The organism is Ligilactobacillus hohenheimensis (genome assembly GCF_947381805.1).
GTDB lineage: Bacteria > Bacillota > Bacilli > Lactobacillales > Lactobacillaceae > Ligilactobacillus > Ligilactobacillus hohenheimensis.
On sequence record NZ_CANCXC010000001.1, the window covers coordinates 569,142 to 582,190 of the forward strand.

At 50.7% G+C, this 13,049-nt stretch carries 10 protein-coding genes; 4 read left to right on the forward strand and 6 right to left on the reverse strand.

Annotated features, from left to right (window positions below):
* Positions 1-7: 7 nt before the first annotated feature.
* From QOR60_RS02825 to QOR60_RS02850, 6 genes are all read right to left on the reverse strand, one after another.
* A complete protein-coding gene (locus tag QOR60_RS02825; protein ID WP_283581841.1) occupies positions 8-775 on the reverse strand; it encodes an alpha/beta hydrolase in 768 nt (255 codons plus the stop codon).
* 85 nt (positions 776-860) lie between these two features.
* Positions 861-2,543, reverse strand: a complete 1,683-nt coding sequence (locus QOR60_RS02830) for an alpha-keto acid decarboxylase family protein (protein ID WP_283581842.1) — start codon at positions 2,541-2,543, stop codon at positions 861-863.
* 38 nt (positions 2,544-2,581) lie between these two features.
* The gene (locus QOR60_RS02835; protein ID WP_283581843.1) at positions 2,582-3,553 is read right to left on the reverse strand and encodes an AEC family transporter; all 972 of its coding nucleotides are present in this window, start codon (positions 3,551-3,553) and stop codon (positions 2,582-2,584) included.
* Between the two features lie 58 nt (positions 3,554-3,611).
* Positions 3,612-4,757 carry an NAD(P)-dependent malic enzyme gene (locus QOR60_RS02840; RefSeq protein WP_283581844.1) on the reverse strand — a complete coding sequence of 382 codons (1,146 nt, stop codon included), beginning with the start codon at positions 4,755-4,757 and terminating at the stop codon, positions 3,612-3,614.
* A gap of 427 nt (positions 4,758-5,184) precedes the next feature.
* The gene (locus QOR60_RS02845) at positions 5,185-6,522 is read right to left on the reverse strand and encodes a D-serine ammonia-lyase (protein WP_283581845.1); all 1,338 of its coding nucleotides are present in this window, start codon (positions 6,520-6,522) and stop codon (positions 5,185-5,187) included.
* A 107-nt stretch (positions 6,523-6,629) separates the two neighbouring features.
* Positions 6,630-7,571 (reverse strand): alpha/beta hydrolase, encoded by a 942-nt coding sequence (locus QOR60_RS02850; protein ID WP_283581846.1) that lies wholly within the window; start codon positions 7,569-7,571, stop codon positions 6,630-6,632.
* Between the two features lie 149 nt (positions 7,572-7,720).
* Here QOR60_RS02850 and QOR60_RS02855 point away from each other — a divergent pair, with 149 nt between their 5' ends.
* The 4 genes from QOR60_RS02855 (at position 7,721) to ade (ending at position 12,997) form a co-directional block, all read left to right on the forward strand.
* The gene (locus tag QOR60_RS02855; protein ID WP_283582011.1) at positions 7,721-9,019 is read left to right on the forward strand and encodes an ammonium transporter; all 1,299 of its coding nucleotides are present in this window, start codon (positions 7,721-7,723) and stop codon (positions 9,017-9,019) included.
* A gap of 68 nt (positions 9,020-9,087) precedes the next feature.
* Positions 9,088-9,813, forward strand: coding sequence for a gamma-glutamyl-gamma-aminobutyrate hydrolase family protein (locus QOR60_RS02860; protein WP_283581847.1), 726 nt, complete (start codon positions 9,088-9,090; stop codon positions 9,811-9,813).
* 44 nt (positions 9,814-9,857) lie between these two features.
* On the forward strand, positions 9,858-11,144 hold the full coding sequence (locus tag QOR60_RS02865; protein WP_283581848.1) for an APC family permease: 1,287 nt from the start codon (positions 9,858-9,860) through the stop codon (positions 11,142-11,144).
* 185 nt (positions 11,145-11,329) lie between these two features.
* A complete protein-coding gene (ade, locus tag QOR60_RS02870) occupies positions 11,330-12,997 on the forward strand; it encodes an adenine deaminase (RefSeq protein WP_283581849.1) in 1,668 nt (555 codons plus the stop codon).
* Positions 12,998-13,049: the final 52 nt, after the last annotated feature.

Below are 13,049 nucleotides of genomic sequence, written 5' to 3' on the forward strand. Positions count from 1 at the left end.
CGCTAAACTATTCGCTTTTATCCACAAACTCCCTGAGCAACCGCAGCGCTTCCTTTCTGGCCGCGGGAGCGTGGAACCCGTGGTCGCCGCCCGGGATTACGTGGTACTCAGCGTGCTTGTATCCCGGCAGATACCGTTCCGAGGCGCTCCGGGGAACGATTGGGTCCGCATCCCCGTGCATAAGCAAAACCGGGCCACGATACTGCTTCGCCACCTCATAAATCGGCAGCGTCTGGGCCGTCCGGAAATAAAAATCCCCTACCGGAAAATCACCGTGATCTGAATGCCAGACCTGAACGGCGGGGATCTGCTGGGGATCATAATGGAGCCCCTGCATTTCACCGTGCTGGGCATCTTCCTTGAGCGTTGCGGCTGGATACATTAACACCACCTGATCAATCGCGTCGTGGTAGTAACCAGCCAGCATACTAGCAACCACCCCACCCTGAGACATGCCCACCAGCATAATCCGCTGAACACCGGGTTGCTGCCGGACAAAACGGAGGATCGCGCGCGCATCATCCAGTTCGTTTAACACCGTCATGTCTTCAAAGCGACCATCGCTTTTTCCGTGCCCGTTAAAGTCAAACCGGGCCACGGCCATCCCGGCATCAAGTAACGTTTGGGCCGCCTGGTACTCAATCCATTCCTTCTGCCGCCCACAGTTTCCCGTAAACCCGTGAAAAATAATGGCACAATCAAACGCTGGCTTCCCCGCAGGAACATCATAAAAACCACGTAAGGTTAAACCATCACGCAAAACCGTTGCTTCCATTTGAATCACTTCCTTACTCCGATTATAAAATAAAAGAACCGGGCGATAAAAGTTACCGCCCGATTCTTTTTAACTACTAACAGTATTAGTCTTCCTCACCGTAGAAGTGTGACTTATCAATCAAGCTCATTGACTTCCCAATCTTCTTAACTAATTCTGGAGCATCCAGTGGCTTGGTCTTAACAATGACGAAGTGGGCCTTGCTCCGATCATCCGCAATTTCCTTCATGATGGCGTTCAGTTCGTCCTTCGTTGTTGCCACGTTCACGTCCATCACGTCCGGCGTAATTCCAAGAGCAGCTGGAATCTTCGTGTAGTCCCATGCAGCAATGTCGTTGTATTGAGCGTGGGCCCCATGAATAACCCGCTCGATGGTGTATCCGTCGTTGTCCACCAGGAAGATGATTGGCTTCAGGTGGTGCCGCTGAATCAGACTCAACTCCTGAACTGTCATCTGAGCAGAACCATCACCGATTGACAGGATGTGCCGCCCTTCCGGATCAGCAATCTGACTTCCCAGAACAGCTGGCAGCGTGTAGCCGATTGAACCCCACAGCGGCTGGGCCTGGAAGTCTGTACCTTCACGCAGGTTCATAAATGATAATCCGTACTGGGAAGTTCCCGTTTCGGTGTAAATCGTGTCGTTTGGCTGCATGAAGTTCTTGAAGGCGTACATGTACTGGCCAAGGTTCAACTCAGCATCATCGTTGTCTTCGTACTTAACGTCTGGTTCAACGTTTTGTAATCCAGTGCTGTCAAAGTTAAACGGCGTTGCCTTCTTAGTAACATCAGCAATCAGGTTGTTAATGTTTACTCCCCGACTCTTCGTCCCAAAGAAGTCCGTGTTGTCTGAGTTCAAAACCACGGTGTGATCCTGCGTGAAGCACTGGGTAAAGCTTCCGGTGTTAACGTCAATCAGCTTGCTCCCAAAGATGACAACGAGGTCACTTTCGTTAACGTAGTTTAAGACCCGCTTATCACCGAACTGTGGGTAGTACGTTCCAATGAAGTACGGGTTCTCTTCGTTGATTGATGACTTCCCTAACAATACGGTTGCGACCGGCAGATGCAACTGGTTAATCATCTTTTCAAAGGCTTCCCGGGCCCGGAACGTCATGATTTCGTTTCCGGCAAGGATTACCGGCTTCTTGGCCTTCTTTAATTCGTCAGCAAGCCGTTGAGCAACCCGCTCCGTGTGGTCGGTGTTCTCGACCGTCAAGTTCAATGGTTCTGCCGGAGCATCAATCTTACTGTGGGCAACGTCCAGTGGCAGTGAAATGTAAACCGGCCGGCTCTTAATAATTGCCGTCGTTAAAACGCGGTCGATTTCCCGCCCGGCGTTTTCAAAGCCTAGCAGTGCCTGTGCTTCCGTGAACTGCTTGTATGCCCGGTACGAACGCTTAAAGTTTCCCGTTGCGTCCGTGTGGTGCATCAGCATCTTGTTTTCCTGAACCTTCGTTGTTGGAGCCCCGGTAATGGCAATTACTGGAATGTGTTCAGCATAACTCCCAGCAACCCCGTTTAAAGCACTTAATTCACCCACATCAAACGTGGTGATTAACGCTCCAACACCCTTCTTCCGGGCGTAGCCGTCAGCAGCGTAAGCCGCATTTAGTTCGTTACAATCACCAATCCAGTTCACCTGGTCGCTCTTTTCAACGTCATCCAGGAAGGACAGGTTGTAGTCCCCTGGCACCCCAAAGATATCATCAACGCCAATTTCGTGTAGCCGTTCAATTAAATAATCAATAACCGTAATCTTTGCCATTTAAAATCCACCCTTTCGTTTGATTTTTAATTAATAAATTAGAGGTAACTCATCATCAGCATAATAACCGGCACAACAATCACAAACAGCACAGAGGTTGCCACAACCAGGTCCGTTGCAAACTCAACGTCCCCGTGATACTGGTCAGCTAAGATTGGCAGGACGGCAAGTGATGGCGTTGCAGCCTGGATAATTAACGTCTTGTGGAAGATTGGCGTTAACGTAATGCCGGCGTGCAGCCCAACCGTGATAATCGCAAACATGATTAATGGCGACACGATAAACCGCCCAATCAGTGACAGGTTTAAGCTCTTCGTAAAGCGAATGTTGCTGATTCCGAAGTCCCGCAGCATAATCCCGATGTACATCAGTGACAACGGGGTAACTAACCCACCAATATCAGTTAATGTCCGCGTGATAAACGGCGGCAGTTGCGTTGCGGCGTTTGGCATCCACAGTAAGAACGGAAGGGCAATGATGAAACCCCAGATTGGTGCTGGTAAGAAATGCTTCCAGTCAATGTGGGCCTTCCCCTGATCCGTCGTTGGATCGTCAGCCGCAATGACCCAGACACCAAGCGTCCAAATAATAATCGTGTTAACAATGTAGTAAACCAGCAGGTATGGGATTGAAACGTTCCCGAACAGGGCAACGTTTAATGGCAACCCAATGAAAACGGTGTTGGCACCGTTAATTCCGGTCATCATCAATCCCCGCCGCCCCCGCGGAATCTTGAAGACCCGCACAGCGATCCAACTAATTACGTAACCAATCAGAATTGCAAGGATCGTGTAAACCAATCCCTTGGAAAGGCTCCGTAACTGGTTAAGGTGAAACCGTTGCAGCATTGACATGAAGATGGCACATGGTAATGCGATTTTCATGATCACTTGAGACAGTCCCTTAGAGAACTTATCACCAAACCACCCCTTGGCCCGACAGAAGTACCCCACTGCCATCATGATTACAATTGATAAGACACTCTGAATTGATGTCCAAAAAACGCCCATTTAAGGTCACTCCCTTAGTTGAATTTTTCTCTCTTAGCCTGGGCAAAACTAACATATTTTAGTGTGCAAACTGAATAACAGCCTGCGTTACGGTGTCAACCACTTTACTGTTGAAGACACCCGGAATAATTTCTTCCGCCTGTGGCTGAGCAACCAACGCACTCAACCCCCGTGCAACGGCAACCTCAAGTTCTGGGGTCACCTTCTTAATCCCGGAACGGAGTAACCCCCGGAATAATCCCGGAAAGACCAGCACGTTATTCACCTGGTTCGGATATTGACTTGAACCAGTTGCCATTACGGCCACCCCTGCATCGTGAGCAACCTGCGGGTCGATTTCTGGCCGTGGGTTTGCCAGTGCAAAGACGATTGGCTGATCAGCCATCTTCTTAATCTGGTCAGCCGTTAAAATATCACCAACGGATAGCCCAATAAAGACGTCCTGGTTTTCAATGGCATCATCAAGGGACGTGAAGCGTTCACTTACCGCACTCCGCTTAGCCAAAGCCCGCTGGTATGAATTGAACCGGTCATCATCTGCCGTAATCGGTCCGTCAGCATCAACTAACGTGATGTTCATGATGCCAGCATCCATCAATAATTTAGCGGTTGCGTAGCCGGAAGCGCCAACCCCGTTTACGAGAATCCGCAAATCTTTCAGGTTCTTGCCGACAACCTTAGCAGCGTTCATTAGTGCAGCCAGGACAACAATCGCCGTTCCTTCCTGGTCATCGTGGTAAACCGGAATATCAACCGCATCTGCAAGCTTTTCTTCCAGCTCGAAACACCGCGGCGCTGCAATGTCTTCCAGGTGGAATCCGGCAAACGACGTTGAAATGTTCTTCAGTGTCGTTACCAGTTCGTCAACCGGAACCTGATTAAGGGCCAACGGAACCGCATCAACCCCAGCAAGGTCCTTGTATAACAAAGCCTTCCCTTCGATAATCGGTAATCCACCAGCCTGCCCAGTGTTTCCCAAACCAAGCACCGCCGTTCCATCCGTAACGATGGCAACCAGCTTTCCGCTCATCGTGTACTTCGCCTTCGCTTCCGGGTGGGCCTGAATCAACTTCGCAATCTCAGCGACCCCTGGTGTATAGGCTTTTCCAAGATCAGTCTTACTAGTGACGTCAAACCGAGGTTCCATACTTAAAACCCCGGGTTCAGCACCCCCATGCATTTTCAAAATTTCATCCTCTGCCATGTGGAATGCATCTCCTTTCGATTTTTGTTATAGCGCAAATCACAGCGCTTGTGAAATAAAAAGGGCTTTCGTTTTATGCCGCAAACGCTGAATTGCCGGTGTTTGTATGCGAATACACAATGAGAGTTTTCACAATCTCCGCATTAAGTTACGACTGTAAACGCCGAATTAACGGCAGTTGAAAGCGATTAACTTCACCTCATAATTCTTATCTTGTAAAATTCATTGTGCGTTTTGTGAAATTAAAAATTATTCCAAACTATTTTTCTCCCAGTTCAAATAAAGCAAAAACGAGTGCCACAACCCGTGCGTCGACCGAATCACAAAGTGGTGATTCGCTGGTCTGTGCACGTTTGCAACACTCGTTAATTAAATTATCCGCAATGACCAAAAACGGGGTGTGCCTTACCACCCCCGCAAATGGTAATTAGTAGTCAATATGTGTGTTTAGGTTTTGTTCGTTAATTTCTGCAGGCACCATGCAACCGCCCGTTGCCCAGCCAATGTGGTGGATGTTATCGACCTTATCGGTTAACCCGTGCGCCGCCAAGTACTGCTGCCCCTGCGGTGATTCAAAGAGTTTGGTCGGACCCTCAAACGTTGCGCACGAGGAAGGCTCGATGGTCATTCCCTCACTGTCATGAAGATCCCGCAGGTAATCAAAGAGTGCGCCGTCCGCAACGGTAAAGATTCCGCTTAGAAGCGGCTTTAAAATATCCGGCGTTAAGGCGGACGGACTCGGGCATGCCAACCCATCCGCTTCGGTTTTCCCGTCTAATCCAATATCCATCACGGAAACATCGTTATTCTTGCCGGTTAACATCCCCAAAATGATGCTTGGACACGGTGCCGGTTCAACGAAGAAGACGTGTGCGGCCGCACCAAAGACAGCCTTGCACCCAAACGCTACCCCGCCGGCAGAGCCCCCAACTCCGGCCGGACTGTAAACAAATAGCGGGTGATCCTCGTCAACCAGCACATGTTGCGCCGCTAACTGATCCTTTAACCGCAGGGCTGCGGTCGCGTATCCTAAGAACAGCGTCTGTGACCGCACATCATCCACAAAGTAACTGTACGGGTCAGCAGCTGATTCCTTCCGTCCCGTCTTAATTGCCGTGTTGAAGTCAGTGTCGTACTCGCGCACGGTGGCTCCCCATTGCCGGAGAAGGGTTTGTTTCCACTCCTTCGCATCACTACTCATATGAACGATTGCCTGGAATCCAAGGGCAGCCGCAGTAATCCCGATTGAGAGGCCGAGGTTTCCTGTCGAACCAACCTGGACCTTATATTGACCAAAGAACTGCTTAGCTTCCGGGGTTGCCAGTTTCGTGTAATCATCGTCCTTAGAAGCTAACAACCCATGCTCTAAGGCCAGTTCCTCCGCATGCTTGAGCACCTCATACATTCCTCCGCGGGCCTTAATGGAGCCACACACCGGAAGGTCAGAGTCCATCTTCAAAAAGAGGTCCCCATGAAGTTCATGCTGGCTAGCAAGTCGCGCCCGCATTTGCGGAATCGGCTCCAGTGCTGATTCAATAATTCCGTTAGTTGGTTTGGTTTCCGGGAAAAGCGCCGCAATCAGCGGGGCATATCGCCGGAGGTCGGCATCAGCTGCTTTAATGTCCGCCAATCCCAACCGTTCGTTTTCCCAAATCTCCTGTTCCGTCGCCTTCATAAACGGGTTCAACCAAAAACCAGGCTGACCCTTAAAAATTCCAGCGAGTTCTGGTTGCGCATCAATGTATGGTTGTAAGTCAATTGCCATGGTGCTTCCTCCACTATCCATTCACTATCGTCATCACCCGTATTTTACCATGCTTCCGGTGTAAAAAGACACCTACTAGACGCGGTTTTACGCGGCAAATCTTCTTTTTAATGCACATACTTATTCAAGAATTGCTGGACGTGGCGTTCATATTCCCTTGAATGGGTCCGGAGCGAATGTGCATGGTCTGCATCCGGACAAACCCATAACTCTTTTGGCCCCCGATCCGCCCGGTAATTCTGATAAACCATCCGCGTTGGCACGAACGTATCCTTGGCTCCGTGAATAAAGAGCATGGGCCGGTGGTTGTGATGAAGCATCCGCACCGAACTAGCTTCGCCCATAAAGTACCCAATTCGCAACTTAGTCATCAAACTTAAGACCGGGATCAGTGGCCACCGGGGAATGGCGGGCATGTGGTACATGTCCTTTGCTTCATGGGTAATTTCCGCCTTTACACTGGTATACCCACAGTCTTCAATCATCGCAACACACTGTTTAGGAAGGTGCAACCCGCTCGTCATCATCGTGGTGGCACCGCCCATGCTGACCCCAAACATTACAATCTTGACGTGCGGCCCGAGATGATGAACCAACCGTTTCATCCACTTCCGTTCATCATAGCGTTCCGGCCAGCCAAACCCGACATACTTCCCCTGACTATCCCCCATTCCCCGGGCATCAGGGACTAAAACATTATATCCCATTTGATGAAACATGGCCGCATATGCCCCCATATCGTTCTTATTTTGCATGTAGCCGTGACAAATTAGCACTGCCTTATCAGAATGACGGGCTGGAATATAGTTGGCGCCCAACCGGTAACGGCCGGTGGCTGATTCCATCGTCCAGTGTTGCTTAGGAACATCGTGATACCACAACCGTTGCTGGTACAGGGCCGTCCCGGGTCTAAGGGGAAGGGGCTTTTCAAGAAAGTCCTTTTTTGCTGGGACAAACGCCACGTGAAAAAAATACAGGTCCGCAACGATAATAGAAATCACCACGGCACCCACCAGGCATGTTCCCCACCGCACTATCCGTTTCCACATTTGTTTACTAATCAATTCAATTCCCTCTCTTACCATATTAGTCGGTGCCTAGCATACCACGCATTAAAAGCAGGCGCAATCAAGGACACCATTCGTTCATTTTTATGTTAGAATATCTAACATATGAGATTCAAAGGAGTTTCCTCATGATTAATATTGCCAACACGGCGTTTGTCCTTAGTGCCACCATCCTCGTTTTCTGGATGACCCCGGGACTAGCGTTCTTTTACGGCGGCTTAGTTAGCCCCAAAAACGTTGTTAATACGATGCTCTCTGTTTTTATTATCTGTGGGATTGCCGTTCTGTTATTCATAACGTGTGGGTACGAACTGTGCTTCGGTCCCAACATTGCCGGGATTATTGGTGGGGTTCACCATTTGCTCCTTCACGGCGTCGACTTTATGCGTTCGGCCTCCGTTACTCACATTCCCATGGTAAGCTACCTCCTCTTCCAGTTAATGTTTGCCCTTATTACTCCCGCCCTCTTCGTCGGGGCGGTTGTCGGGCGCATGCGGTTTAACTATTTCCTGCTTTTTCTGTGCGCCTGGACGTTTCTGGTGTACTACCCGCTCGTGCACATGGTGTGGACCCCGCACGGCTTACTGGCCCGCACTGGGCTTCTCGATTTTGCTGGGGGAACGGTCGTTCATATTAACGCGGGAATCACGTCCCTTGTTCTCTCCGTTATTCTTGGGCGGCGACTTCCTGCCAGCCACCAACACTACAATCTACCGTGGATTCTCTTAGGAACTTCCATTTTATGGATTGGGTGGTACGGGTTCAACGCCGGCGCCGCTTTGGGAATCACCCCCGTAGCATTACAGGCCATTCTTACGACGACGGTGGCCACTGCCGGAGCCATCACAACATGGATGGTGTTAGAAATTATTACACGCGGGCATCCCACCCTCGTCGGAACCTGCACCGGCACCCTCTGTGGGCTTGTCGGCATTACCCCTGCAGCCGGTTACGTTTCAACCACCGGCGCCCTTCTAATCGGCGTTCTATGCACGTGCGCAAGTTTTGCCTTCATTAACTGGGGGAAACGCGTCTTCCCGGTTGACGATCCCCTTGATGCATTTGGGTGCCACGGAATCGCTGGAATCTGCGGGTCTGTTCTAACCGGAGTGTTCGCTACCCGAACCGTTAACCCGCACATTCCAACCAACGGCCTCCTTTATGGTGGTGGCTGGCACCTTTTATGGATCCAAGCATTTGGAACAATCACCACCATTCTCTTTGTTACAATAATGGCGGGTGGGCTTGCCCTTCTCCTTACCCGGTTTGTCCCGATGCGGGTCAGCAAACAAGCTGAACAACGCGGGCTAGATCAAAGCGAACATGGTGAACAGGTGGATTACACCGTCCGGTCAGAATACGACGTACGCCGGTATCAGGATGAATTTCGGGGACAACTCGGGCAACTGTATCATCATAAAAAATTTTGATTTGCTTTTAGGAAATAAACCATATAAAATTAACTTACACTTTATAAGTTAGATTGGAGGATTTTAACATGACGAATAAATTGATTGGTGTTTCTGGAAGTTGGATTACCGACTCCGACGGTATGTTTCCGGGTTACCACCGTTCCTACGTTAACGATGATTACATCGATAGCGTCGTTCAAGCGGGGGGCGTCCCGGTAATCATCCCTGTCACCACCGACCTAGCGGTAATTCGTGCCCAGGTGGCCCACCTCGACGGCCTGATTTTAAGCGGTGGGCAGGACGTTAACCCCCTTGAATACGGTGAACAGCCCCGGCAAAAGTGTGGGCCAACCTTCCCTGACCGGGACTGGTTTGAACTTCAACTGATTAAGGAGGCCGAACAGCGCCACCTGCCAATTCTAGGAATTTGTCGGGGCGCGCAACTCCTTAACGTTTATCATGGAGGCACCATCATCCAGGATCTGAGTTACGCCGACCACGAACTCATTCGGCATTCACAACCAGACCAGCCAACTCTCCCGACTCACTCGGTACGGGTTAGTGCTGACAGTCCGTTTGCCTCCATCTTTGATCAAAATGAATTTACGGTGAACTCATTCCACCACCAGGTAATTGGCGAACTTGGCGCGGACTTACAGGTTGGCATTACCGCTCCCGATGGCGTGGTCGAAGGCTTTAGCAACTTCGCCTACGACGGGTTTGAAGTCGCCGTCCAATTTCACCCGGAAATGTTGCACCGGACACACCTCCAAGCACAACAACTCTTTAAGGCGTTCATGGAAAACGCATAATTTGTCTGGTAGTCGCATAGTTACTTAATGAGAGGACTGATTTAATGGAAACACACAAAAATAAGCTTGGCTTACTCAGCATCATCCTTCTTGGGGTGAACGCCATTATTGGCTCGGGAATTTTTCTGCTTCCTAACAAGGCCTATGCCCTTGTCGGAACAAAAAGTATCTTTGTTTTTATCTTCGACGCCCTCCTCGTAATTACGATTGCACTATGCTTTGCGGAAGCAGCGGGCCTTTTTTCAAAGGATGGTGGCCCGTACGTCTATACCCGGGCGGCCTTTGGCGATTTTGCGGGGTTTGAAGTCGGGTTTATCAAGTGGATTGTCAGCATGATTGCCTGGGCAACCATGGCAAACGGGTTCGCAACGGCGTTGGGGCAAATCTTTCCAGCATGTAATTCCCGTTCGGCCCAAATCGTCATAATGACCGTGATTATCGTGGGGCTCACCCTCGTTAACCTGTGCGGGGTAAGTTCGTCGAAGATTATCAATAATCTTGCTTCCATCGGTAAGCTTGTGCCACTAGTGATCTTTATTGTCGTCGGGTTCTTCTTCATTCACGGGGGAAACTTCCATCCCGCAACGACGGTGGCGACAACCAGTCACGGATTTGGCGCAGCATGCCTGGTAATCTTCTATGCCTTTACGGGCTTTGAAGCCATTGCGGTTGCCGCAGAGGACATGCATAACCCGCAGAAAACACTCCCCCGAGCAATTTTGATGGTGATGGGCATCGTGTCCATTTTCTATCTTCTTATTCAAGTCGTTGCCATTGGAGTACTCGGAAATCACCTTGCAACCGCAACAGCACCCGTTCAGACCGCCATGGAACACTTCCTTGGGCGCGGCGGATTTGCACTGGTTGCTGCGGGAGAATTAATCTCCATTGGGGGGATTAACATTGCCTCGTCATTCATCACTCCCCGGAGTGCGGTGGCCCTTGCGAACGATGACCTGCTTCCCCGCTTCATGTTAAAGCGTAATCGGCGGGGCGTGGAATACTGGGCAATCATTATCACGGGAATTATCACCCTGCCGATTGCCCTTTCAGGCTCGTTTACCACCCTTGCCGCAATTAGCGTGGTTTCCCGGTTTGCCCAGTATCTCCCGACGTGCTTAGCCATTTTGGTATTCCGGCATACAATGAAGGACGTGCCCCGGCCGTTTAAGGTTCCGGGCGGGCCAACCATTCCGTTGATTGCCATTGTGGTAAGTATTTGGTTACTCATGCAGGCCAACCTCCACGAGTTAATTTGGGGCTTTGGGGGATTGGTAGTGGCCATCCCGTTCTACTTCCTTATGAAGTGGACGTGCCGCCGTTCAAATTAGACTTAAATAAAACGCACGGCCGTAACAAAAACGTTACGGCTTTTTATCACCATCGAACAATTCACTGTTCGGTTTTCAATTTAAACCTTGACAAAAAAACACGGACGTTCGATACTAATTGACAATATCTCCGAATACACTGCGAAAGTTTCATCAAAATCAATCGGATAAAGGAGTCCTCAATAATGCAAACCGTTGATCTCTGTGTCACCAGTAACCACGTCCTCAACGTCTTTAACCGAACGTTTGAACCTAACATCCTGTGGATTGAGAACGGAACCATCATCGCCACGGGAAAGCATCCGGGGGAATATACCGCCCAGACAACCATTGATGCCACCGACCAGTACGTTGTTCCGGGGTTTATTGACGCCCACGTCCACATTGAAAGCTCCCTGCTTGTTCCGCACGAATTAGCGCGGGTGCTCCTTCCCCAGGGAACGACGACCATCGTGACGGATCCCCACGAAATTGCCAACGTCTGCGGGACAACTGGGCTTGATTTCATGCTACAGGACTCCGCGCAGGTCCCCCTTGACATTATCACCATGCTGCCATCGTGTGTTCCGTGCGCCCCGTTTGAGCACAACGGAACTACCCTGACAGCCAAGGATCTCAAGCCTTACTACGCCAATGATCGTGTGGGCGGACTCTCAGAGGTAATGGATTACCCAGCCGTCGCCCAGCATGATCCTGACATGATGGCAAAGCTTCGGGATTGCCAAGCTGCTCACCGCCAGGCGGACGGCCACGGGGCGGGATTAACGCGGGAACAGCTTGACGTTCTTGTTCAAAACGGCATCACTACCGATCACGAATGCATGACCGTCGCGCAGGCTCAGGACCGGATTAATGCGGGAATGTACCTCTTCTTGCGGGAGGGAACCGTCGAACGTGACTTGGAAAACCTAATTCCGGTTGTAACCCCCGCTAACGCCCAACGGTGCGCCTTTTGTACCGATGACAAGCTGGTAACTACCCTGCTGGATGAAGGGGGAATTAACTACTGCATTAAGCGCGCCATCCACCATGGGATTAAGCCGGCCACCGCGTACGTCATGGCAAGCTACAACGCCGCCCAGGCTCATCGTCTGACCGACCGGGGCGCCCTGACTCCAAACCAAAAAGCGGACCTTGTCATTCTTGATTCTGCCACCACCTGTCAGGTCGCTCACGTGATTAAAGCGGGGGTCCTAGATCCAGAAAGTACGGTTGCACATTCCCAGCCAGCTGCCAATACCATGCACGTCAAGTTTGACCCCCAACAACTCACACTTCCCCTCAAGCAGTCTCAGGTTAAGGTCATTACCGTACAACCCAACCACATCGAAACCACAACGAGCGTGGAACGGGTGACCCTCAAGGACGGCGCGTTTGTTCCAAATCCTCAAAAGGACCAACTTAAACTCGCAGTCGTCGAGCGCCACCATGCCCGGGGAACGGTGGGCGTAGCCGTCGTGAAGGGAATGCACCTCCGGCATGGTGCGGTGGCCATGTCGATTGCCCACGACTCACATAATATTATTGTGCTGGGGACAAACGACGCTGATATGACTGCTGCAATTCGCCACCTATGCCAAATCGGCGGGGGCATCACCATCTTCAACCACGAACAAGAAGTTGCCAGCATGCCCCTGCCCGTTGCGGGACTGATGACCACCATTCCCGCTGAAAAGGCGGCCGCCCAACTCCGCGCCGTTACCACGGCATACCAGCAACTGAGTAGTCCGCTTAACTTTGACCCGTTTCTCACCCTGTCGTTCCTCGCCCTTCCGGTTATTCCGACCCTCAAACTAACAGACCAGGGCGTCTACGACTTTGACCAGCAGCGGTTTATCAGGATTGACGAGTAGAATCCCGGCTTTCCCCTAATTTTCCGGTACGGTATAATATGGATAATTATTA

Coding starts and splice junctions, on each gene's coding strand:
- QOR60_RS02825 (WP_283581841.1), bottom strand. CDS start 775: ATGGAAGCAACGGTTTTGCGTGATGGTTTAACCTTACGTGGTTTTTAT.
- QOR60_RS02830 (WP_283581842.1), bottom strand. CDS start 2,543: ATGGCAAAGATTACGGTTATTGATTATTTAATTGAACGGCTACACGAA.
- QOR60_RS02835 (WP_283581843.1), bottom strand. CDS start 3,553: ATGGGCGTTTTTTGGACATCAATTCAGAGTGTCTTATCAATTGTAATC.
- QOR60_RS02840 (WP_283581844.1), bottom strand. CDS start 4,757: ATGGCAGAGGATGAAATTTTGAAAATGCATGGGGGTGCTGAACCCGGG.
- QOR60_RS02845 (WP_283581845.1), bottom strand. CDS start 6,522: ATGGCAATTGACTTACAACCATACATTGATGCGCAACCAGAACTCGCT.
- QOR60_RS02850 (WP_283581846.1), bottom strand. CDS start 7,571: ATGTGGAAACGGATAGTGCGGTGGGGAACATGCCTGGTGGGTGCCGTG.
- QOR60_RS02860 (WP_283581847.1), top strand. CDS start 9,088: ATGACGAATAAATTGATTGGTGTTTCTGGAAGTTGGATTACCGACTCC.
- QOR60_RS02865 (WP_283581848.1), top strand. CDS start 9,858: ATGGAAACACACAAAAATAAGCTTGGCTTACTCAGCATCATCCTTCTT.
- ade (WP_283581849.1), top strand. CDS start 11,330: ATGCAAACCGTTGATCTCTGTGTCACCAGTAACCACGTCCTCAACGTC.